We start from the raw sequence: 20,544 nt of genomic DNA on the forward strand, positions 1-20,544 counted from the left end.
GCGTGGCAACCATCTCCCGGTTCGCGCAGAGCAGGGTTTTGCGCAGACCTAGTTTCGCGCACTACTGTGCACGCAATCAATCACCGTACGTGCACAGTCAGGGGAGGCCCCCGCGGTGGACCGCTACGCGCGTTGGAACGCGCTGCTCGAGATGCTGACCGACAGCGGCCGGGTCAGCGTCGAGGAGGCGGCCGAGCGGCTCGAGGTCTCCCAGGCCACCATCCGGCGGGACTTCGACCAGCTCGCCCAGCAGCAGATGATCACGCGGACCCGGGGTGGCGCGGTCGCCAACGGCGTCTCCTACGACCTGCCGCTGCGCTACAAGACCGCCAAGCACTCGGCTGAGAAGCAGCGGATCGGCGCGGCCGCCGCCGCGCTGGTCTCCCCGGGCACCGTGGTCGGCCTGAACGGCGGCACCACCAGCACCGAGGTGGCCCGAGCCCTGGCGGTCCGCCCGGATCTGAACACCAGCGCCGAGGGTGCCCAGCTCACCGTGGTCACCAACGCGCTGAACATCGCCAACGAGCTGCTGGTGCGCTCGCGGATGAAGGTGGTGGTGGCCGGCGGCGTGGTCCGGCCGAAGTCGTTCGAGCTGGTCGGGCCGCTGGGCGGGGCGTTGCTGCGTGAGGTCACGCTCGACGTGGCGCTGCTCGGCGTGGACGCGATAGACCCGCAGCTCGGCGCCGCCGCGCACCACGAGGGTGAGGCGGCCATGAACAGCCTGATGGTGGCGCGGGCGAAGCGGGTCGTGGTCATCGCCGACTCGTCCAAGCTGGGCGGTCACGCCTTCGCCCGGATCTGCCCGGTCGACCGGATCGAGACGCTGGTGACGGACTCGGGGGCCGCGCCCGCGGTGGTGCAGGCGTTCCGGGACGCCGGCGTGCACGTCGTCTGCGCCTGAGCGGAACACGCCGATACTGCATACCCGGTATTGCCTTCCCGTGCATACCGCGTATGGTGTCGCTGTCACCTAACTCATCGGGGGAGGTCAGCTGTGTCGGCTGTCCTGGAGATCGAAGGTCTCCGTAAGACGTACCGGAGCCGGAAACGCGGGGTCCGCCACGCGCTCGACGGCTTCGACATGCGGGTCGAGGCCGGCCAGGTGCACGGCTTCCTCGGCCCCAACGGATCCGGCAAGACCACCACGCTGCGTACGCTGCTCGGGCTGATCCGGCCCAACGGCGGCCGGATGGCCATCCTCGGGCAGGAGCTGCCGCGGGCGCTGCCGGCGGTCGCCGGTCAGGTCGGCGCCATCGTGGAGAGCCCACAGTTCTTCCCGCACTTCACCGCGCGGGACACCCTCGGCCTGCTCGCCCAGGCCGGCGAGCTGCCGCGACGACGGGTCGACGAGGTGCTGGAGCAGGTCGGGCTGCGGGACCGGGCGGGGGAGCGGGTGAAGACCTACTCGCTGGGCATGAAGCAGCGGCTCGCGGTCGCGTCCGCGCTGCTCAAGGAGCCGAAGCTGCTGATCCTGGACGAGCCGGCCAACGGCCTCGACCCGGGCGGCATCCGGGAGATGCGCCGGCTCATGCGCGAGCTGGCCGAATCCGGGATGACAGTGGTGCTCTCCAGCCACATCCTCGGCGAGATCCAGCTCATCTGCGACTCGGTCACCATCATCTCGCTCGGCCGCCGGGTCGCGTTCGGACCGGTCGACCAGGTGCTCGCGGCGCACTCCCAGGGCAGCGTCCGGGTCCGCCTGGAGGCGGCCACCGACCTGCCCCAGGCGGCGGAGACGCTGACCCGCTCCGGGATCCGCGTCGCCGCAACCGAGCCCGACCACCTGATGCTGGCCGGCGTCGACAAGCCGGCCGTGGTCAGCCGGATGCTCGCCGAGCAGGGCCTCTACGTCAGCGAACTCACCCCGGTCGCGGTCGACCTGGAGAGCGTGTTCCTCGAACTGACCGCCACCGCGCCGGTCCCCGGCCAGAACCGTCAGGTCGATCAGTCCGCCAAGGTCGACCAGACCGGCACCGCAGGAGGTTGGGGCGCATGAGCCTGTTCGTCACCGAGCTGCGGCGGCTCACCAAGCGCCGGCTCACCCGGCTCATGCTGGTCCTGCTGGTGCTCGGGCTCGCCACCGTGGCCACCGCCTTCAGCTTCTCCAGCCACAAGCTCTCACCCGAGGTCGTGGCCGCCGCGCAGGCCGAGTCCGACGCCCAGTACAAGCGGTCGGTCCAGGAGTGGCAGCGCACGGTCACCGAGTGCGAGGCCGCCCAGGCCAAGGGCGAGCAGACCGAGGAACGGTACGGCCCGAACTGCGGCAAGGACTACCAGCCGCAGCCGGAGATGTTCGACCCGAAGTGGAACCTGCCCTACCAGTTCGACTTCCGAGCCGAGTTCCCCATGTTCATCGCCGTGTTCGCCGGCGCGGTGGCGCTCTTCGCGTTCATCGTCGGCGCGTCCTTCGTGGGCGCCGAGTGGAACACCGGCGGGATGATGAACCTGCTGCTCTGGCGGCCGAAGCGGCTGGCGGTGCTGGGCACCAAACTGGCCGCGCTGCTCACCACCGTGCTCGGGCTGAGCGTGGTGCTGGGCGCGTTGTGGACGGCGGCGTTCTGGCTGATCGGCACGTCCCGTGGCACCACCGCGAAGATGACCGCCGGGGCGTGGCGCTCGATCGGGCTGGACGGGCTGCGTGCGGTGGCGCTGATCCTGGTCGTCGGCGCGGTCGCCTACGCGCTCGCCTCGCTGGGCCGGCACACCGCGATGGCGCTCGGTGCGGCGGTGGCGCTGTTCGCGATCAGCGAGATCGGCATCCGGATCGCGGTCGGCGTGCTGTCGGTGCCGTTCGGCGAACGCTACGTGCTCTCCACGTACGCCCAGTCGTGGTTCATGAAGCAGGCGGAGCTGTTCGACTACGACACCTGCCAGTTCGCCAAGGGCGCCTGCGAGCCGGCCAAGTACGTGGTCACCTGGGAGCAGTCGGCAGTGGTGTTCGGCCTCGGCGCGGTGGCGGCCCTGGTCGCCGCGTTCTGGACGATGCGCCGGCGGGACATCGCCTGACCGAGGTCCGCGCCGCCGGCCGACGCCGGCGGCGCGGACCACGCGTCCGGTGCGGCCGGTGGCGGCCCTGGTTACGCTGGGGTTCCCCGGCCGGCGCGTCTCCGCGCCGGTCATTCGCCGTCGGAGAGGAGCGCCATGTCCGCCGACGCCACCGACCGGGCCGCCGTCGACGAGTCGGCCACGACCAGGGGTACGCGCGGCGCCGGTGTCTCCGTGCCCCCGCCCCGCCCCGCGCCGCCCGTCGAGTCCACCCCGCCGGTCGACCCCACGTCGCCCGCCGAGCCGTCGGCCGTCGACGAGGCCGTACCGGACGCCGTCCCGGCAGAACCGGCAGGCGGGCTGACCGAGCGGGAGCGGCGGATCCTCGACTTCGAGTCGCAGTGGTGGAAGCACGCCGGTGCCAAGGAGCAGGCCATCCGGGACACGTTCGGCCTCTCCGCGACGCGGTACTACCAGATGCTCAACGCGTTGCTGGACCACCCGGCCGCGCTGGCCGCCGAGCCGCTGCTGATCGGCCGGCTGCGCCGGCTCCGCTCGTCGCGGGCCCGCAACCGGCGACGCTGACCGGCCTCACTTCTCGTACGAACGCAGCCCGTTGCCGATGGCGAAGAAGGTCGGCGCCCACTCGCCGATGAAGATGCCCCAGCGGTCGGCCCGGTCCACGCCGGCGCGTTCCAGGCTCTTGGAGAGAAACCAACTGGTGAACGAGAGCCCGATGCTGACGAACCCGGCCAGGTAGGCGTGTTCCGCGCGGATTCCCGACTCGTGCAGTCGCTCCAACATGGTGATCCCCCTGTCACGGTCCGAGCAGGTCGAGACCGACGCTACCGGCTGCGCCAGGATGGTGACGTGGAGTTGACCGGATGCGCGGCATGGCCGCGCTCCCTCCGGGTAAGGCGGCGGGCGGCGACGGAGGGAGCGGATCGATGGGGGCACCGGACCGCCGGTACGCGACCGGCAGCGCGACGACCCGACCGGTCGGTGCGGCGCCGATGATGCGCGTCCGTACCGCCTCCGACCCGGCACCGGGTCGGCTGGAGAACGAGGACCTGGTGTTCCGGTTCGGCCCGCTCGTCGGCATCCTGGACGGGGCCACCGTGCCGGAGGGCTTCGACACCGGCTGCGTGCACGGCCCGGCCTGGTACGTGCGGCACCTGGCCGCCCGGATCGCCCTGGCGGTCGCCGCGCGCCCGGCCGCCACGCTGATGAGCAGCCTGGCGGCGGCGATCCTGGCGGTGCGGGCGGACCACGGCGGCGCCTGCGACCTCGACCACCCGGGCACCCCGTCGTCCACCGTCTGCCTGTTGCGCGAGGGCGGTGACCGGGTCGACCACCTGGTGCTCTGCGACAGTCCGCTGGTGCTGGACACCGGCGACGGAATCGAGGTGGTCTCCGACGACCGGTTGGAGACCGCGCTCGCCGACCTGCGCCGCACCGCCGCCGCGCTGCCCGACGGCGAGGCCGACCCGTCGACCCGGTTCCGGCGGGCCGTGACCGTGCAGCGGACCCGGATGAACCGCACGCACGGCTACTGGGCGGCGGCCGCCGACCCGGACGCGGCGTACCACGCAGTGACCGGGTCGGTGCCGCTGCGCGGGCCGAGGGCCCTGCGTCGGGCGGTGCTGCTCAGCGACGGCGCGTCCTGCGCGGTGGAGCAGTTCGGTCTCTTCGACTGGGCCGGGCTGCTGGAGGTGGTGGCCGTGGAGGGCCCGGAGGGTCTGATCGACCGGGTCAGGGCGGCCGAGCGGGACTACTCCGACCGGCTGCGCCGGCGCAAGCGCACCGACGACGCTTCGGTGGCGCTCTGTGAGTTCGGGCCCCCGGCGTGAGCACCCTCACGCCCGGAACGGACCGGTCGGATGACAACGCAGCGTGAGGCGGAACACCCCGGGGGTACGACCGGCCGCCCCGTTCCGCCGTACCGGCAATGAGTCGGCAAAGGGGTGGACGGGCGCTGCACCGGCCGGCAGACTCCGGCTCGTGACTGGTGCGGTGAAGCTGGAGCCGGTGGACGAGCGCAACCTGGAGCCGTTGCTCTCCGTAGCGGCGGCGGAGGCGGAACCGGAGGATGTCATGCCTCCGGTGGACGCTCCGGCCGGTTGGTCGCTGGCCCGCCGGGACGCGTTCCGCGAGTTCCACCGGGCCAGCTTCGGCGGGCTGGACGGCCCGACCGGCACCCTGATGTACGCGATCGTCTCCGGCGGCGAGGTGGTCGGCATGGTGCGGATGGCCCGCCGCGACGAGCCGGGGACGGTGGAGACCGGGATGTGGCTCGGCCGGTCCGCGCGGGGTCGTGGCCTGGGTGCCGCCGCGCTGCGGGAACTGCTGCACGCCGCTGCGGCGGCCGGGATGCACACGGTCGTGGCCGACACCACGCCGGACAATGCCGGTGCCATTTCGGTGCTCCGCAAATGTGGCGCTGAATTGCGCGAAGAAGGCGGAAAGACGTACGCCAGAATGTGCCTGGATTCGGCCCTCCCCACCCACTGAGTCATCGCTTGCCGTTCGGCAACTTCCCCGCGTTCTCCCTGCTCGTTGAGGTGTAGATGCGAGGTTTTCACCTCGCTGCGACGCGTATCCAACTCCGCTGAGCAAATGTTTCACCCATTCTGTGACGGGTACTGCCGGCCAGGTCCGCTGATGCGGGACACCGGTCCGCAGGCCCTTTTTCGCTGATCCCCGGCAGTTGTCGTCCGGGCCTGCTCCACCCATCAGGTGTCCCTTCCGCCGGGGAGCGAAGGAGAACTCATGAAGAGCGGAGCTCGGATCGCACTGGCGGTCGGTTTCGGATATGTCCTCGGCCGCCGCCGGAAGCTGCGGACCGCACTCACCCTGGCCGCCGCCGTGGCCGCCGGGCGGGCCAGCCAGAACCCCGGCGGCCTGAAGCAGATGGCCACCGGCCTGCTCGGGTCGAACCCCCAACTGGGCAACCTGAGCAAGCTCGGCGCGCCGCTGGTCACCGCCGGCCGGGCCGCGGCGACCGCCGCCGCCGGCAGCGGTATCGACGCGGTCAGCGGCCGGCTGCGCGGCGGCGCGGACGCGTTGCGCCGCCGCTCCGGCGCGCCGGCTGAGGACGGGCAGCGGTCCGCTCCGGACGAGGAGCAGGAACTCGACGACCAGCCCGACGCCGACTACGACGAGACCGACGACGAGGACCGCGCCGAGCAGCCGGCCCCCGTGCGTCGACGTCGGGGGCGGTGACCATGCCCACGACCAACAGCCTCACCGACCGGGCGCGCGACCAGCTCGGCGGCGAACTGCGCAACCTCGCCACCGCGATCGGCGAACGCGCCGTGCAGGTGGTGACCGAGCGGGTCACCGGCGCCACCGGGCGGCTCAGCGAGTACGCGAAGCAGGGTGGCGGCCCCGGCCTGGTCGCCGCGGCCACCGGCGCGCAGAAGCTCGCCGACGGCCACTCCCCGCTGAAGGCCATGTTCCATGCCGGCCTGGCCGGCGGTAAGGAGAAGCTGATGTCGGCGTTCGGCGGCGGCAAGGGTGGCAAGGGCGGCGGCAAGAAGCTCAAGGTCACCAACATCGTCGAGACCATCGAGGTCGGCGTGCCGGTCCGGGTGGCCTACAACCAGTGGACCACCTTCGGCGACTTCCCGAGCTTCATGAAGAAGGTCGAGCAGGCCGACAACGACGAGGACGAGAAGATGACCTGGAAGGCCCAGGTCCTCTGGTCGCACCGCACCTGGGAGTCGACGATCGTCCGGCAGATCCCGGACCGGCTCATCCACTGGCGGTCCAAGGGCGACAAGGGTTCGGTCGACGGCACGGTCAGCTTCCACGAGGTCGGCCCGGAGCTGACCCGCATCCTGGTCGTGCTGGAGTACCACCCGCAGGGCCTCTTCGAGCACACCGGCAACCTCTGGCGGGCACAGGGCCGCCGGGTCCGGCTGGAGCTGAAGCACTTCGTCCGGCACGTGATGACCGAGACCGTGCTCGACCCGGACTCGGTCGAGGGCTGGCGGGGCGAGATCCGGGACTCCGAAGTGGTCAAGGACCACGAGACCGCGCTCCGCGAGGAGCAGGAGGGCAGCGGGCAGGAGCCGGGCCACGACGAGGAGCCGGCGGAGGAGCGTCGACCCGCCGAGCGCGGTCGCGGCCGTCCGCCGCAGCGCCGCCGGCCGACCGAGGAGGAGCAGGAGTACGACGACTACGACTCCGGCGACGACTTCGACGACGACGAGTACGACGAGGAGCCGGCGGAGGAGGAGCAGCCGCCGCGTCGCCGGCAGCCCGAGCGGGCCCGCCGCCCGCAGCGCGAGGAGCGGGCGCCCCGCGAGGAGCGGGCCCGCCGCGCACCCGAGGCGCCCCGTCGGCCGGTGGTCCGGCGTCGCCGTGAGGAGCGTGACGAGTGAGCGTGGCGACGGCCGGCCAGCCGGGCGGCGCGTTGGAACGCACCGCCGGCGGCGGTGGGGGCGGCGCGCTCGCGGACGTGGTGGAGACCGTGCTGGACAAGGGCGTGGTGATCGACGCCCAGGTGTCGATCGCGGTGGTCGGCATCCAGCTCCTGGAGATCAACGCCCGGGTGGTGATCTCCAGCATCGAGACGTACCTGCGGTACGCCGAGGCGGTCGACCGGATGAGCATCGTGCCGAAGGACCAGAAGACGCTGCCCGACCTGATCGACGGCGCCGCGGGCGCGGCCGCCAAGGGCACGGCGGTGGCCGGACTGGGCAAGGCGGCGCAGGAGATCAGTGGCGCGGTGGCGGACTCGGTGCGCGACCGTGGCGCCAGGCGTGAGCGGTCACGCCGGCGGGACGGGGAGGACTGAGATGGCCCAGGACAGCGGGCTGTTCATCTACGGCATCGTGCCGTCCGACGTGGAGCCGACCCCCGACGCGGAGGGGGTCGGCTCCCCACCGGGGGAGGTGAGCGCGGTCCGGCACGGCGAGCTGGCCGCGCTGGTCAGCGAGGTGGTGTTGGAGGAGCCGCTGGGCCGGCCGGCCGACCTGACCGCGTACGAGCGGCTGCTGGACGGCACGGCGGAGGTCGCGCCGGTCCTGCCCGTGCGGTTCGGCACGGTGGTGACCGGCGAGGACGCGGTCGCCGACCTGCTCGACGCGCACCAGGACCGGTTCGCCGCCGCCCTGGATGAGTTCGAGGGCCGGGTGCAGTACACCGTGCGCGGCCGCTTCGACGAGCAGGAGTTCATCGGCGAGCTGCTCGCCGCCAGCCGGGACGCCGCCGCGCTCGCCGAGCAGGTGCGCGGCCGGCCGGAGGGGCAGAGCCGGGAGCAGCGGATCCGGCTCGGCGAGATGATCAGCCAGTCGGTGGAACTGCGCCGGGAGTCCGAGAACCGCGAGCTGATCGACGCGGTGGGCCGGTACGCGGTGGCGGACGCGGCCCGCGCCCCGAGCCACGAGATGGACGCCGTGCACGTCGCGTTCCTGGTCGCGGAGGAGGACGAGGACGAGTTCATCGGGGCGGTGGAGGACTTCGCCGAGCAGCGGCGGGAGCTGATCCGGATGCGCCTGATCGGGCCGCTGGCGCCGTACGACTTCGTCAGCGCGCACCAACTGGTGGAGTGAGCATGGACATCCTCTGGACGCTGCTGACCCTGCCGTACGCGCCGGTGCGCGGGCTGACCGCGATCGTCAAGGTGGTCGCTCGGGAGGCGGAGTCGCAGCAGCACAGCCCGGTCAACATCCGGCGGGAGCTGGAGGAACTGGACCGGGCCGCCGCTGCCGGGGAGATCACGCCGGAGGAGCGGGACCGCGGGCAGCAGCAGGTCCTGGAACGGTTGACCGGGCCGGCCGCCGGCCGTACCCCGTCGGAACGGAACGGGGCGGCGCGGCGGCCGGCGGCCGCGCGGCGGGCGACCACCGACCGCCGCGGCGAGCCGCGCCGGCCACGAGGGGGGCGACGATGACATCCGCGCGGACCCGGGACGACCGCGAGCGGTATCACGAGGACGAGATCAGCGCGGCCGAGGCGGCCCGCGAGGGGCAGCGTCAAGTGGTGGCGCTGACCGGCAGGGACGCGCTCGGCATCACCTCGATCCAGCCCACCGACGACGGCTGGCTGGTCGGGGTGGAGGTGGTCGAGGACCACCGCATCCCGGCCTCGACCGACCTGCTCGGTCTCTACGAGGTCGAGCTGGACATGACCGGCAGCCTGCTCGGCTACCGGCGGACCCGCCGCTACCAACGCGGCAAGGGCGACGGGGGCTGACATGAGCCAAGCGTCCACGCCACCCGTGGTGCAGAACTCGGGCCAGGTGCTGCCGGCCGGCAACGAGCCGGCGAACCTCGGCGACATCCTGGAACGGGTCCTTGACCGGGGCATCGTCATCGCCGGTGACATCCGGGTCAGCCTGCTCGACATCGAACTGCTGACACTGAAGCTGCGGCTCGTCATCGCCTCGGTGGACACCGCACGGCAGATCGGCATCGACTGGTGGGAACACGACCCGTGGCTCAGCTCCCGGGCCCGCCCGCCGGTGGAGCCGGGTCCGCGCGACCCGGAGGAGGTCGAGGCGTCGCGCCGGCCGCGGGTCGCCGCCCGGGCCGCGAGGAGGGACCGGGATGAACAGTACGACCGCTGAGCCCGTCCCGGTGGCGCCGGCGACCGGGACCGGCGTCTGGCTGCACGCGGTGGTGGCCGACGTGGACCCGGCGTCGCTGGCCGGGATCGCCGGGATCGCCGGCGCCCCGGTGCGCGCGGTCGCGGGCGCCGGCCTGGTCGCCGTGGTGGCCGACGTCCCGCTGACCGAGTACGGCGAGGAGGCGTTGCGCCGCAACCTGGAGGACCTGGGTTGGCTGGAGCGGGCCGCCCGGGCGCACCACGCGGTGGTGGACGCGCTAGCCCGCACCGTCGCCGTGGTGCCGGCCCGGCTCGCCACCGTCCACCACGACGACGACCGGGTGGCCCGGGTGCTGGCCGAGCGGCACGACACCCTGGCCGACACGTTGGGCCGGCTCACCGACCGCGAGGAGTGGGGCGTCAAGGGGTACGTGGTGCCCGGCGCCACCCCGCGCGTCGAGGAACCCGCCGGTGGGGGTGGGGCGGGCGCTGCGTACCTGCGGCGACGCCGGGCCCAGCTCACCGCGCGGGAGGAGGGGCAGCGGATCGCCGCCGACGCGGCGGCCACCGTGCACACCGCGCTGGCCGGGCACGCGGTCGCCGCTCGGCGGCACGCGCCGCAGGACCGGCGGCTGTCCGGCGCGGCCACCGCCATGGTGCTCAACGGCGCCTACCTGGTGGAGCGCGCCCGGGTGGACGCGTTCGCCACGCTCGCGAGGGAGCTGGCCGAACGGCATCCGGAACTCCGGTTCGAGCTGACCGGGCCGTGGCCGCCGTACTCCTTCGTGGCCGAACCGGGGGCGGAGCCGGCATGGGAGTGACGGCGCTGGCGCCGAGCAGCGCCGACGACCCGGCGGCCTACCAGCAGGTCGCGCTGGTCGACCTGCTCGACCGGGTCCTCGCCACCGGCGTGGTGATCACCGGGGACATCACGTTGGCCGTCGCGGACGTGGACCTGGTCCGGATCTCGCTGCGCGCGCTCGTCGCGTCCGTCGGCGCGCTCGTCCCACCCGGATCGGTGGCCGGCCCGCTCGTCCTGCCGGGTCCGGAGGTCGGCCCGCTCGCCCCGGCCGCTCCCGTCGGCGGCCCGCTCGCCCCGGCCGCTCCCGTCGGCGGGCCGCTCGCCCCGGCCGATCCGGCGGTGCTGCCGTGACCGGCCTCGCGGTGGAAGTCCCGCAACCGGTCGTGGGCACGTCGTGACCGGCCGGGACGAGGCGGCCGAGCTGGCGGCGGCGCTGGGCGAGCCGCAGTGGCAGGCGCCCCGGGTGCGGCCGCTGGACCGTCGGCTGGCGGTCGACGAGAACTCGGTCGAGCGTGGACTGGCCAGCCTGGTGCTCACCGTCGTCGAGCTGCTCCGCCAACTCATGGAACGGCAGGCGCTGCGCCGGGTCGACCTCGGCGACCTCACCGACGACCAGATCGAGCGGATCGGCGCCACGCTGATGGCGCTGGAGGAGCAGATGACCCAGCTCCGCGACTACTTCGGCCTGGCCCCCGAGGACCTCAACCTGGACCTGGGCCCCCTGGGGCCCCTCCTCCCCACCGACTGACCCCCGCCCGCCCCAGGCGGCGTCGATCATGAAGTTAACGGCACCAATGGAGATCCACATTGCCGTCAACTTCATGATCGACGAGGGCTTCCCGCAAGGTGGGTGGGCCGTCCTGCATGTCGGGAGTGGGGGAGATCTTGGTACGGAAGGGCCCCTATGAGGGCCGATTCCTTCCAAGATCTCGGACGGCGGTCAGTCGGGCGACAGGTCCGGGCGGCGTTCCTTGACCCACTTCTCACGAACTCGACCACGTCTTGACGGTAGGTACCGCCGATTGCCTGACGGCCGCTGACAGCGACCGCTGTTGACGACCGATGACAACAGCGCTATCGGGGGATGACCACACAGCGCTGTCCCCGTACCCGATCGCAGCCGACGGGCCGTGCGGCCGCTATGGCTCTGCCGAGTGTGTGCGGCCCCTTGGCCGTGCCAGCCGGGGCGCCTGCTGTTGCTGATGGACTACCGGTGTGATCGTGTCGCTCTCTCGATCCACATGGCGGGTTGTCTCTCCGACGCCACTGCCGACCTGCTGAAACTCAATCCCGATCGGATGCCCAGCCCGAAGGACCTCTTCGACCGCCTCCTCGGCTGGACCACTCGTGGGTGATCCGGCGCCGGGCTCAGCGCTGGCGGTCCGCGTAGGACTCCAGGCGGGCCAGCTGGACCGGGTCCAGGGACGGGCGGACCCGGGCGCGGGCCGCCTCGACGTGCGTCGCCGTGACGGTGCTCGCGCTGAGGGACTCGCGCATCGCGGCCAGGGCCGCCTCCCGGACCAGCGCCGTGCAGTCGGCGGCGGAGAAGCCGTCCAGCTCGGCGCCGAGCGCGTCGAGGTCGACGTCCGGCGCGAGCGGGACGTGCCGGGCCGCGGCCCGGAGGATCTCCGCGCGGGCCGGCCCGTCCGGCGGCGGCACGTAGACCGGGCGTTCCAGCCGGCCGGGGCGCAGCAACGCCGGGTCCACCAGCTCCGGTCGGTTCGTCGCGCCGACCACCACCACGTTGCGCAGCGCCTCCGCCCCGTCCAGCTCGGTGAGCAGCGCGGCGACCACCCGGTCGGTGGTGCCCCCGTCGGTGGCCTGGCCGCGTACCGGCGCCAGCGCGTCCACCTCGTCCAGGAAGAGCAGCGTGGGTGCCGCCTCGCGGGCCCGTCGGAACAGCTCGCGGACCGCGCGTTCGCTCTCACCCACCCACTTGGAGAGCAGCTCGGCGCCCTTCACCGACAGCACGTTCGCCCGGCCGGAGCCGGCCAGCGCGGTGACCAGGTAGGTCTTGCCGCATCCGGGCGGGCCGTAGAGCAGCACACCGCGCGGTGGCGTCACGCCCAGCCGGGCGAACGTGTCCGGATAGGTCAGCGGCCAGAGCACCGACTCGGTCAGGGTCTGCTTCACCTCGTGCAGGCCGCCGACGTCGTCGAGCGTCACCGAGGCCAGCTCCAGGGTGGAGGCGGCCATCGTGGTCGCGCGGACCACTTCCCGCGCGGCGGTGAAGTCGGCCATCGCCACGGTCGGCGTCTCCGCCGTCTTCTGCCGCAGCGCCGCCCGCACCCCGGCCTCCCGCACCAGCGCGGCCAGGTCCGCGGCGACGAAACCGGGGGTACGCGCCGCCACCTCGTCCAGCCGGACGTCGCCGGCCAGCGGCACCTGCCGGGTGAGCACTGTCAACTGCTCCCGGCGCAGCGCCGGGTCGGGCAGCGGGACGGTGATCCGCAGCGCCAGCAGGTCCGGGGCGCGCAACGCCGGGTCCACCGCCTCCGGTCGCCCCGTGGTGCAGACCACCGCCGCACCGGCGCGCAGGACCTCGTCGACCAGCTGCCGGAACACGGTGGCCAGCGGGCCCGGGTCGTCGGCCGGAGCGAGCGCCTCCACGTCGGTGACCAGCAGCACGGCGGGTCCGTCGCCGCGTACCGCCGCGGCCGCCTCCCGCAGCCGCCGGGCCGCCGCGTCGGTGGCCAGCGCGGCCAGCTCCGGCGCCCAGATCGGGCGGATCGGCGCTCCCACCCGGGCGGCGACGGCCCGGACCAGCGACGACTTGCCCGAGCCGGCCGGACCCTCGACCAGCACACCGAGCGAGACCGTGGTGGCCAGCCGGCCCAGCACCTCCCGGTGGTGGAAGCCCAGGTCCAGCAGTTCGGTCAGCTCCTCGGCCTGCGCCCGCAGCCCCGGCAGCTCGTCCACGTCGGGTGCGTCCTCCGGCCCGAGCAGGCCACCGGCTTCCGCCGCGTCGCGCCGGCCGTCGACCGACTCCGACGCGGCAGCGCCGCCGGCCGGGTCCGCGCTCCCGGACCGGAACGTCGCGCCGCTCGGGGACGTCGCGCCGCTCGGGGACGTCGCGCCGCTCGGGGACGTCGCGCCGCTCGGGGACGTCGCGCCGCTCGGGGACGTCGCGCCGCTCGGGGACGTCGCGCCGCTCGGGGACGTCGCGCCGCTCGGGGACGTCGCGCCGCTCGGGGACGTCGCGCCCCCCGATGACGCCGCGTCATTCGAGGAAGCTGCGCCCGCCGGGGACGCCGCGCCGGCCGTGCCCGACGGGCCGGGGCCGTGGGTCTCGGCGCCGTGCTCCCAGGCCACCACCGTGTCCATGGTGACCAGCGCGCCGCCGGCCGGCTCGGCCGCCACGACGTCGAGCAGGGTGCTGGTCCAGGCGTACCCGACGGAACTGGCGAGGCTGCGCCGCGCGGCCTCGACCAGGCCGCGCACGGCGGCGTCCGGGAGCACGTCCTGCGGCAGCAGCGAGACGTCGTCGCCGGCGGTGACCACCTTGCCCAGCAGCGCGAGCCGCAGCATCTCCGGGGGCACCGCGGCGGTCACCGCCACCGGGCCGGTCAGCGTGACCCGGGTCGCCGGGGTGCAGGGCAGCGGGCTCACCGTGACCTGGCCGCCGGCCCGCAGGCCGAGGTTGCCGAGCAGCAGGTCGTCGGCGTGGAGCAGGAGGCTGCTCGTGCCCGGGTCGGCGGCCGCCGCGATGCCCGCGGTCACCCGCCGGCCGGTCAGCCGCACCGGGTCGCCCGGACGCAGCGCCAGCGCGGTCAGCACCTCGGGGTGCAGGCGCACGACGCCGCGGCGGGCGTCCAGCGCGGCCGGCCGCAGGCTCGCGGTCAGGGTCAGGTCGGGTTCCGCCACCCGCCGACAGTAGCCGCCGGGTCCGGACCACCGCGTGGCTCAGCGTGGGCCCGGGTCCTCCAGCAGCGACGGGTCGCGCCGGATCATCTCGGCGAGCCGGGCCGCCGGATCGGCCTCCAGCGGGTCGTTGCCGGGGGCGACCACCGTCTTCACCGACATCGGCCAGGCCGGTGGTGGCGTCGGCGCGGGCACCGGACCCACCGTCACCGCCGGGCCCGCCCAGGAGACCCGCAGCGGGTACGCCTGCTCGCCCACCTCCACCCGCAGCGTCACGGCGAGCCCGGGGTGCTCGGCCACCACCCGTCGCACCGCCTCGGCGACCTCCTCGACCGGGTCCCGGCGCGGCGGCGTCTCGCCACCCCGCAGCGCCACGCCGCCCCGCAGCCGGTACGCGCCGTGCCCGGCCCGGCGCTCCGCCGGCTCCACCGGTTCCGGGACGGGCGTCCCCCGGTCGATCTCCCCGGCCGGTTCGTCCGGCAGCGGCACCCGGCGGCGCTGCGCCTCCTCCCGCCGCGCCAGCCGGGCCAGTGTCTCGTCCAGATCACCTCTCATCGCGCCCACCCCTTCGCAGATCACGGACCGCACCGACGGGCGGTTCAGCGTTCCCGGGCTCGGGTCGCCCGGTCCAGCGCCCGGTCGAGGACGACCAGCAGGGCGTCCCGTACGGAGAGCCGGTCCCGGGCGTCGAACTGGACCAGCGGCACGTGCTCGGCGATCGCCAGCGCCCAGCGGATCGACGGCAGGTCCAGGGCCAGCCGCCCGTCGAAGGCGTTGACGCCCACGGCGAACGGCAGCCCCGCCCGCTCGAAGAAGTCGATCGCCGGGTAGCAGTCGTCGAGCCGGGCGCTGTCCACCACCACCAGCGCGCCGAGCGCGCCCCGGGCCAGGTCGTCCCACATGAAGCCGAACCGGGCCTGGCCGGGCGTGCCGAAGAGGTAGAGCTTCAGGCTGCGGTCGATGGTGACGCAGCCGAAATCCATGGCCACCGTGGTGGTGGTCTTGCCGGCCACCCCGCCCGGGTCGTCGACGCCGATCCCGGCGGTGGTCATCTCCGCCTCGGTGGTCAGCGGCGCGATCTCGGAGATCGCGCCGACCGTGGTGGTCTTGCCGACGCCGAAGCCGCCGGCGATCAGGATCTTCACCGGGATCGGAGGTCGGGGCGCGGGCACCCGGCTGACGATCGGGGTCGGTTCCCCGGGCCCGCTCGGTGGCCGGTACGGCAGCGGTGGCCCGGCCGGCGGGGGCGGCGTGGCCCGACCGATCAGGGGGGCCGGGTTGCCGTAGCGGGCGGGGGCGCTGTTCGCGGCCGGCCCGCCCTGGCCGGCCGCCCGCCATTCAGGAGATCGCACGAAGTCCATCAATCACTCGCAGGATGAGGTCGGGATCGAGGGCGTCGTCGACGTCCGCGACGTGCACGTCGAGGTGCCCGGCGGCGCGCAGGTCGCCGACCAGCACCCGGGTCACCCCGAACTGCAACCGGGTCCGGGCGGAGATCTCGGCGACCGACACCGGCTCGGCGCAGATCGCGACGATCGTGGCCAGCTCCGGGGCCAGTCGAGCGGTCACCGCCCACGAACTGCTGCCCGGGCGGGCGGTCACCTGCGTCTCCAGGCCGATCGACGGGTCGCCGTCCACCCGTCCGGCGGTCAGCACGAACGGGCGTGGGCCGGGCGGCTCCCCGTCGCCGTCGTCCGCTGCCGGAGCCGGGGTGGACGCGCGCAGGAAGGGGCGGATCCGGACGCCGGGCTCCGGCTCCGGGTCCCCACCGGCGGCCCCCGGGATCATTGCTGGACGGCGTTCTTCAGTTCGGCTATCAGGCGGGGGCTCAGGGCGCCGCCGGCGCGGCCGGCGAAGAGCGTCATCTCGTACGCCACCGTGCCCAGGTTGGCCGTGCGGTCGGCGACCACGCCGAGGACCGAGCCGCTGCTGATCGAGCTGATGAGCAGGTAGCCCTCGGCCATGTCGACGATCACCCGGTTGAGCCCGCCCAGCGCGTACCAGCTCGCGGCGCCGCCGGCGAGGCTGGTCATGCCGGAGACCACGGCGGCGAGGCGTTCCGCGTTGGACCGGTCCTTGATCGCGGACATGGCCATCAGCAGCCCGTCCGAGGAGACCGCGATCGCCTCCATCACCCCGGCGGTGCTCGAGGTGAACGAGTCGAGCAGCCAGTTGAAGGTGCGCGCCTCGGGGCTGAGGTCGCCGGTGCTCTGTTCGACGTTGTCGTGCAGGAACGGGCTGGTCACCGTGATGGATCCTCTTCGTAGCGGCGGTCGGGACTGACTTCGCGCAGCGCGCGGGCGACGCCCGCCTCGAACTCGGTGACGAGGTTGCGGACCTCGACGGGGTCACCGGGATCGGAGCTGGTGGGGGGTGCGGGCGGCACCGGGGAGACGGACAGGTTCGCCCCGGGCACCCGGCGGCTGAGCCGGGGCCGCTCCGGCTCGGGCTCGGCCGGCGTGACGTCGTCCTCGGCTCGGCGTACCCCGTCCTGGAACGCCTCCACCAGGGCGCGAACCGTGGCCGGGTCGTCGGGGACGCCGATCAGCGGTCCGATCACCGGCCCGGCCGGCGCGGCCGGGGGGCCGGCCGGCAGGTTCGCCCCGGGTACCCGCTTGCGGATCGGCCGGGTCCCGGCCGGCCCGGCCGGCGCGCCGACGGGGCCGGGGGAGGACGGGGTGGCGGCCGGCCGGTCGGCCGGCGCGGGAGGTGACCCGGCCGGCGGGTAGCCGGCGGGCGGTGTCGGGCGGCGCGGCGCGGCGGGTGGCGCCGCGTGGGCCGGGCCGGCGGGTGGCGCCGAACGGGCCGGGCCGGCGGGTGGCGCGGAACGGGCCGGGCCGGCGGGTGGCGCCGCGTGGGCCGGGCCGGCGGGTGGCACCGGCCGGGTGGGAAGTGGGGCGGGGCCGGTCGTCGGCCCGGCGGCCGGGGGAGCGGCCGGTGCCGGGCCGACGACCGGTGTCGGCGGGGTGGTGTTCGCGGGACGCGCCGACGGGCCGGCGGGCAGCGTGGTGGGCGAGCCGGCTGCGGGCGGCCAGGCGGGCGGCGGGCCGCCGGTGGGGAAGCGGAAGTCCTCGACCGGTGGTCCGTCGGCGGCCGGCGCCGCCGGAGCGGACGGCGCGAGATCCTGCGTGTCGCCCGGCTCAGGTTCGTCGGCCTGGCTGCCGAAGGCGTTCCACGAGTCACCGTGGGAGATGCTGCGGGTGGCCCGGCTCAGCAGTTCGGCGTCGAAGCCGACGGGCTCGCCGCCGGCCGGCGGGGCGGCGATCGCGTGCTCCGCCGGCCCCGGTTCCCGCAGTCGCTCGACCGCCGGCACGGTGGCCCGCGCCATGGTCGCGCCCACCGGCTCCGGCCGGCGGATCACCAGCGACCCGGCCGGGATCTCCACGCCGGCGGTGACGCCGCCACCGAGCGTCGCCGACAGCCGGACGTGCCAGCCGTGCCGGCGGGCCAGCCGGCCCACCACGAAGAGCCCCAGCACCTCGGTCGGGGCGAGGTCGAGCCGCTCCCGTCGGGTGAGCCGGGCGTTCTCCTCGGCGAGCCGCTCCTCGGTGAGTCCGATGCCGTGGTCCACCACGCTCAGCCGGGCGCCGCCCTCGGTCAGCTCGCCGGCCACCACCACGCGGGTGTGCGGCGGCGAGAAGGCGGTGGCGTTCTCCATCAGCTCGGCCAACGCCAGCACCAGGTCACCGGCGATCGCGGGCGCCGCCGAGACGCCGGGTGGGACCTGCACGTCGACCCGGGTGTAGTCCTCGATCTCGCCGAGCGCCAGCCGGACCACGTCGGCCAGCGGGATCGGCGCCACGTGGCCGTCCGAGCCGGTGGCGCCGGAGAGCACCACCAGGCTGCCCGCGTTGCGGCGCAGCCGGCTGGAGATGTGGTCCAGCCGGTAGAGGTGTTCCAGCCGGCCCGGGTCGGCCTCCTGCCGCTCCAGCCGGTCGATCAGCGCGATCTGGCGGCCGACCAGGTTCTGCGTACGCCGGCCGACGTGACCGAACATCTGCGCCACGTTGCGCCGGCCGGCCACCTGCCGCTCGACCAGCCGGGCGGCGGTGTGCTGCACCCGGTCGAAGGCGCGGGCCAGGTCGCCGATCTCGTCCCGGGCGCCGACGTCCACCGGGTCCAGACGCACCGGCGGCACCGACTCGGTCTCGTCGTCGGCCACCCGGGTCAGCTCCGCCTCGGTCACCCGGGCGACGCGCTCGGCGGAGCGGGTGAGCCGGCTCAGCGGGCGGGACACGGTACGGGCCACCGTCATGCTGAGCAGCACGACCAGGAGCAGGATCACGGCCGCCGCGCCGGCGACCAGCCAGGCGGTGGTGAGCGCGTTCCGCTCCTCGGTCCGGGTCTCCGCGATCACGTCCGCGACGACCTTCTTCTCCACGAACTGGCCCAGCGTGATCATCGAGCGGACCGAGGGGAAGAGCGCGTCCAGCGGCACGGGGGCGATCGCGCCGACCGGGTCCCGGACGCTGTCCTGGAGGAAGGTGGGGCTGGTCCGGGCGGCCACCGCCGCGTCGTCCAGCAGGGCCAGCTTGAGCTGCTCCGGCGTGATGAGTCGGCGGAAGCGCCGGTTGTCCACGTTGAGCGCGGCGATGCAGGCGATGTACGAGGCGGACACCCGCGGGTCGCCGGTCGCCCGGACCAGCACGATCTGGGTGGCGCAGGAGCTGAGCGCCTCGTCGGTGCGCAGCAGCGCGTCCAGCGCCAGCACCTGCCGTCCGGCCGAGGTCTCGGTGTCCACCTGGAACGGCAGCCGCAGCGAGTCGATCAGGGCGGTGTCGACAGCGGCGAAGGTGGTGAGGATCTGTTCCGGCGTGGCCCGGCCGGCGAGCGTCGCGGTGCGGACGTCGGCCAGTCGGCGTACCCCGTCGAGGGACTCGCGGACCGGCGTCGGCAGCGAGTCGGCGCGCAGGTCGGCGACCCGGTCGTCGACGGTGGCGGACTTCTGGATGAGTTCGGTGCGGGTCACCCGCCCGAGCAGCAGCCCGATCGAGAGCAGGCGTTCCTGCTGGAGGTCCTGGACCAGGCTGCCGAGCCGGCTGGCGACGCGGACCGTCTCGGCGGTGTCGGCGGCCCGCTGCGCGGCGGCGACCCGGTCGATGATCACCGGCACGGCCAGCCCGACCATGCTGAGCAGCGGGATGATGACCAGCAGGGCGAGTTTGCCCCGGATCCGCAACCTAGCGAGCAGCATCGAACGGCCTCCACCGCTCGGCGTCGGCACCGGTACCGACCGCGACGGGCAGGCGGTCGGCGTCCCGGGCGGTGGCCGGCTGGTCCGGGCGGACCGCCGCGGGCAGCGGGGCCTCGGCCGGCGCCGGGCGGGTCGCGCCGGTCGGGCGCCGGAAGAGCATCACGGCCAGCCCGATGAGCAGCGCGATCGCCACCCCGGCCGCGACCCGGGCCAGCAGCCGGTCCCGGTCGACGGCGTCCAGCCGCTCCTCCAGCAGCGTGTCGAGCTGGTCGAGGATGACGGTGCGGAGCTGCTTGGCGGCGGCCTGGGCGGTGAGACCGGCGGCGGTGAGCTGGTCGGTATTCGGCGCGGCGCGTCCGCCGCCCGCGGCGGTGAACGCCTCCAGCGAGCGTTGGTAGGCGTCCAGCGGGGTGAGCACGTTGGGGCCCAGGTCGGTGCTCTCCGAGCTGTCCACCGCCGCGCGCAGGTCGGCGACCAGGTCGTTGGCCGGGCCGAACGCGGCGACCCGCAGCTCGGCCAGTTCGAGGCCGGTCTTCGCGCGCTCGGCGGCGGGCCGGGCGGGGGCCAGCCGGACCAGGTCGGCGAGCCGGCCGGCCAGCGCTATCGCGGTGGGCAGGTCCCCGCCGATGCCGTCCTGGAGGAAGAACGAGTCGGCCTTCGGGTCGCGGATCAGGCCGGAACTCTCCCGTACCTTGCGGTAGAGGGCGAGCAGCAGGTCGTTGGCCTCGCCGTACGCCAGGTAGGCGGCCTCCGGGTCGGCGAGCCCGCGGTCCGGCAGCCCTTCCAGCTTGGCTCGCAGCCCGGCCCAGCGTTCGTGGCTGCGCAACTCGTCGCCGACCGCGTTGTCCACGCCGGCCACCTGCTCGATCGCGGCGTTGAGCGCGGTGCGGGAGACCGGCGCCCCGGCGACGGCGGTGGACTGGGCCTCCACCAGCGCGTCGGTGACCGGCCCGAGGGCGCGCAGGTAGCGGACGCCGAGCCGTTCCCGGGCGGCCAGGTCGTGGTCGTCCGAGGTGGTCCCCTCGGCCAGCGCGAAGAGCAGGCCGAGCGGGGCGACGAGCGCCAGCGCCAGCAGCAGGGGCAGGACGCGGCCCGGTACGGAGGGCCGCCGACGGACCCGCGGCGCGGGAACTGTCATGGTCTGTCTCCT

General features: G+C 74.4%; 24 protein-coding genes. 16 read left to right on the forward strand and 8 right to left on the reverse strand.

The genetic code is table 11. From position 1 onward, the window contains the following. Positions 1 to 115: 115 nt before the first annotated feature. The 4 genes from O7598_RS01535 (at position 116) to O7598_RS01550 (ending at position 3,570) form a co-directional block, all read left to right on the forward strand. Complete coding sequence (locus O7598_RS01535) at positions 116 to 901, forward strand: DeoR/GlpR family DNA-binding transcription regulator (protein WP_269689675.1); 786 nt, start codon at positions 116 to 118, stop codon at positions 899 to 901. Positions 902 to 994: 93 nt separating this feature from the next. After that, a complete protein-coding gene (locus O7598_RS01540; RefSeq protein ID WP_269689676.1) occupies positions 995 to 1,996 on the forward strand; it encodes an ATP-binding cassette domain-containing protein in 1,002 nt (333 codons plus the stop codon). Next, the gene (locus tag O7598_RS01545; RefSeq protein WP_269689677.1) at positions 1,993 to 3,006 is read left to right on the forward strand and encodes an ABC transporter permease subunit; all 1,014 of its coding nucleotides are present in this window, start codon (positions 1,993 to 1,995) and stop codon (positions 3,004 to 3,006) included. Before O7598_RS01540 ends, O7598_RS01545 begins: the two co-directional genes overlap by 4 nt. Positions 3,007 to 3,141: 135 nt before the next feature. Continuing rightward, positions 3,142 to 3,570 (forward strand): DUF3263 domain-containing protein, encoded by a 429-nt coding sequence (locus tag O7598_RS01550; RefSeq protein ID WP_269689678.1) that lies wholly within the window; start codon positions 3,142 to 3,144, stop codon positions 3,568 to 3,570. 6 nt (positions 3,571 to 3,576) lie between these two features. Here O7598_RS01550 and O7598_RS01555 read toward each other — a convergent pair whose 3' ends face one another. After that, positions 3,577 to 3,789 carry a hypothetical protein gene (locus tag O7598_RS01555; protein ID WP_091069881.1) on the reverse strand — a complete coding sequence of 71 codons (213 nt, stop codon included), beginning with the start codon at positions 3,787 to 3,789 and terminating at the stop codon, positions 3,577 to 3,579. 143 nt (positions 3,790 to 3,932) lie between these two features. On the opposite strand from O7598_RS01555, the gene O7598_RS01560 reads away from it, so the two are divergent. The 12 genes from O7598_RS01560 (at position 3,933) to O7598_RS01615 (ending at position 11,087) form a co-directional block, all read left to right on the forward strand. Next, entirely contained in the window at positions 3,933 to 4,835 is a 903-nt protein-coding gene (locus O7598_RS01560) for a hypothetical protein (protein WP_269689679.1), read from the forward strand. Positions 4,836 to 4,986: 151 nt separating this feature from the next. After that, positions 4,987 to 5,496, forward strand: a complete 510-nt coding sequence (locus O7598_RS01565) for a GNAT family N-acetyltransferase (protein WP_269689680.1) — start codon at positions 4,987 to 4,989, stop codon at positions 5,494 to 5,496. A 258-nt stretch (positions 5,497 to 5,754) separates the two neighbouring features. Beyond that, complete coding sequence (locus tag O7598_RS01570; RefSeq protein ID WP_269689681.1) at positions 5,755 to 6,207, forward strand: hypothetical protein; 453 nt, start codon at positions 5,755 to 5,757, stop codon at positions 6,205 to 6,207. 2 nt (positions 6,208 to 6,209) lie between these two features. Continuing rightward, positions 6,210 to 7,370 (forward strand): SRPBCC family protein, encoded by a 1,161-nt coding sequence (locus O7598_RS01575; RefSeq protein WP_269689682.1) that lies wholly within the window; start codon positions 6,210 to 6,212, stop codon positions 7,368 to 7,370. Then, positions 7,367 to 7,786 (forward strand): gas vesicle protein GvpJ, encoded by a 420-nt coding sequence (gene gvpJ / locus O7598_RS01580; RefSeq protein WP_269689683.1) that lies wholly within the window; start codon positions 7,367 to 7,369, stop codon positions 7,784 to 7,786. Before O7598_RS01575 ends, gvpJ begins: the two co-directional genes overlap by 4 nt. Before the next feature lies 1 nt (position 7,787). Then, on the forward strand, positions 7,788 to 8,543 hold the full coding sequence (locus tag O7598_RS01585; protein ID WP_269689684.1) for a GvpL/GvpF family gas vesicle protein: 756 nt from the start codon (positions 7,788 to 7,790) through the stop codon (positions 8,541 to 8,543). 2 nt (positions 8,544 to 8,545) lie between these two features. Continuing rightward, a complete protein-coding gene (locus O7598_RS01590; protein WP_269689685.1) occupies positions 8,546 to 8,884 on the forward strand; it encodes a gas vesicle protein GvpG in 339 nt (112 codons plus the stop codon). Further along, positions 8,881 to 9,186: a gas vesicle protein GvpO gene (locus O7598_RS01595; protein ID WP_269689686.1), complete on the forward strand. Its 306-nt coding sequence runs from the start codon at positions 8,881 to 8,883 to the stop codon at positions 9,184 to 9,186. The genes O7598_RS01590 and O7598_RS01595 overlap by 4 nt, the downstream gene beginning before the upstream one ends. 1 nt (position 9,187) lies before the next feature. Beyond that, positions 9,188 to 9,559 carry a gas vesicle protein gene (locus O7598_RS01600; RefSeq protein WP_269689687.1) on the forward strand — a complete coding sequence of 124 codons (372 nt, stop codon included), beginning with the start codon at positions 9,188 to 9,190 and terminating at the stop codon, positions 9,557 to 9,559. Then, a complete protein-coding gene (locus O7598_RS01605) occupies positions 9,540 to 10,358 on the forward strand; it encodes a GvpL/GvpF family gas vesicle protein (protein WP_269689688.1) in 819 nt (272 codons plus the stop codon). Before O7598_RS01600 ends, O7598_RS01605 begins: the two co-directional genes overlap by 20 nt. After that, positions 10,349 to 10,690, forward strand: a complete 342-nt coding sequence (locus O7598_RS01610; protein ID WP_269689689.1) for a gas vesicle protein — start codon at positions 10,349 to 10,351, stop codon at positions 10,688 to 10,690. Before O7598_RS01605 ends, O7598_RS01610 begins: the two co-directional genes overlap by 10 nt. A gap of 43 nt (positions 10,691 to 10,733) precedes the next feature. Beyond that, on the forward strand, positions 10,734 to 11,087 hold the full coding sequence (locus O7598_RS01615) for a gas vesicle protein K (protein ID WP_269689690.1): 354 nt from the start codon (positions 10,734 to 10,736) through the stop codon (positions 11,085 to 11,087). A gap of 620 nt (positions 11,088 to 11,707) precedes the next feature. On the opposite strand, the gene O7598_RS01625 is transcribed toward O7598_RS01615, so the two are convergent. From O7598_RS01625 to O7598_RS01655, 7 genes are read right to left on the reverse strand one after another with little or no spacing between them, the layout of a single operon-like run. Further along, entirely contained in the window at positions 11,708 to 14,203 is a 2,496-nt protein-coding gene (locus O7598_RS01625) for an AAA family ATPase (protein WP_269689692.1), read from the reverse strand. 39 nt (positions 14,204 to 14,242) lie between these two features. Next, positions 14,243 to 14,755 carry a hypothetical protein gene (locus O7598_RS01630; protein ID WP_269689693.1) on the reverse strand — a complete coding sequence of 171 codons (513 nt, stop codon included), beginning with the start codon at positions 14,753 to 14,755 and terminating at the stop codon, positions 14,243 to 14,245. 44 nt (positions 14,756 to 14,799) lie between these two features. Next, complete coding sequence (locus O7598_RS01635; RefSeq protein ID WP_175441482.1) at positions 14,800 to 15,561, reverse strand: ATP/GTP-binding protein; 762 nt, start codon at positions 15,559 to 15,561, stop codon at positions 14,800 to 14,802. After that, a complete protein-coding gene (locus tag O7598_RS01640) occupies positions 15,539 to 15,988 on the reverse strand; it encodes a DUF742 domain-containing protein (RefSeq protein WP_269689694.1) in 450 nt (149 codons plus the stop codon). The genes O7598_RS01635 and O7598_RS01640 overlap by 23 nt, the downstream gene beginning before the upstream one ends. Beyond that, positions 15,985 to 16,446, reverse strand: coding sequence for a roadblock/LC7 domain-containing protein (locus O7598_RS01645; RefSeq protein WP_091069851.1), 462 nt, complete (start codon positions 16,444 to 16,446; stop codon positions 15,985 to 15,987). Before O7598_RS01645 ends, O7598_RS01640 begins: the two co-directional genes overlap by 4 nt. After that, entirely contained in the window at positions 16,443 to 19,394 is a 2,952-nt protein-coding gene (locus O7598_RS01650; RefSeq protein WP_269689695.1) for a sensor histidine kinase, read from the reverse strand. Before O7598_RS01650 ends, O7598_RS01645 begins: the two co-directional genes overlap by 4 nt. After that, on the reverse strand, positions 19,381 to 20,532 hold the full coding sequence (locus O7598_RS01655; protein ID WP_269689696.1) for a hypothetical protein: 1,152 nt from the start codon (positions 20,530 to 20,532) through the stop codon (positions 19,381 to 19,383). Before O7598_RS01655 ends, O7598_RS01650 begins: the two co-directional genes overlap by 14 nt. Positions 20,533 to 20,544: the final 12 nt, after the last annotated feature.

This window comes from Micromonospora sp. WMMC241, assembly GCF_027460165.1.
Taxonomy (GTDB): Bacteria; Actinomycetota; Actinomycetes; order Mycobacteriales; family Micromonosporaceae; genus Micromonospora; species Micromonospora humi.

Bases quoted from the DNA above. Each gene is read 5' to 3' on its own strand.
- O7598_RS01550 (WP_269689678.1), top strand. From the start codon at position 3,142: ATGTCCGCCGACGCCACCGACCGGGCCGCCGTCGACGAGTCGGCCACG.
- O7598_RS01635 (WP_175441482.1), bottom strand. From the start codon at position 15,561: ATGGACTTCGTGCGATCTCCTGAATGGCGGGCGGCCGGCCAGGGCGGG.
- O7598_RS01560 (WP_269689679.1), top strand. From the start codon at position 3,933: ATGGGGGCACCGGACCGCCGGTACGCGACCGGCAGCGCGACGACCCGA.
- O7598_RS01600 (WP_269689687.1), top strand. From the start codon at position 9,188: ATGAGCCAAGCGTCCACGCCACCCGTGGTGCAGAACTCGGGCCAGGTG.
- O7598_RS01610 (WP_269689689.1), top strand. From the start codon at position 10,349: ATGGGAGTGACGGCGCTGGCGCCGAGCAGCGCCGACGACCCGGCGGCC.
- O7598_RS01595 (WP_269689686.1), top strand. From the start codon at position 8,881: ATGACATCCGCGCGGACCCGGGACGACCGCGAGCGGTATCACGAGGAC.
- O7598_RS01585 (WP_269689684.1), top strand. From the start codon at position 7,788: ATGGCCCAGGACAGCGGGCTGTTCATCTACGGCATCGTGCCGTCCGAC.
- O7598_RS01630 (WP_269689693.1), bottom strand. From the start codon at position 14,755: ATGAGAGGTGATCTGGACGAGACACTGGCCCGGCTGGCGCGGCGGGAG.
- O7598_RS01650 (WP_269689695.1), bottom strand. From the start codon at position 19,394: ATGCTGCTCGCTAGGTTGCGGATCCGGGGCAAACTCGCCCTGCTGGTC.
- O7598_RS01555 (WP_091069881.1), bottom strand. From the start codon at position 3,789: ATGTTGGAGCGACTGCACGAGTCGGGAATCCGCGCGGAACACGCCTAC.
- O7598_RS01590 (WP_269689685.1), top strand. From the start codon at position 8,546: ATGGACATCCTCTGGACGCTGCTGACCCTGCCGTACGCGCCGGTGCGC.
- O7598_RS01640 (WP_269689694.1), bottom strand. From the start codon at position 15,988: ATGATCCCGGGGGCCGCCGGTGGGGACCCGGAGCCGGAGCCCGGCGTC.
- O7598_RS01570 (WP_269689681.1), top strand. From the start codon at position 5,755: ATGAAGAGCGGAGCTCGGATCGCACTGGCGGTCGGTTTCGGATATGTC.
- O7598_RS01655 (WP_269689696.1), bottom strand. From the start codon at position 20,532: ATGACAGTTCCCGCGCCGCGGGTCCGTCGGCGGCCCTCCGTACCGGGC.
- O7598_RS01575 (WP_269689682.1), top strand. From the start codon at position 6,210: ATGCCCACGACCAACAGCCTCACCGACCGGGCGCGCGACCAGCTCGGC.
- O7598_RS01605 (WP_269689688.1), top strand. From the start codon at position 9,540: ATGAACAGTACGACCGCTGAGCCCGTCCCGGTGGCGCCGGCGACCGGG.
- O7598_RS01545 (WP_269689677.1), top strand. From the start codon at position 1,993: ATGAGCCTGTTCGTCACCGAGCTGCGGCGGCTCACCAAGCGCCGGCTC.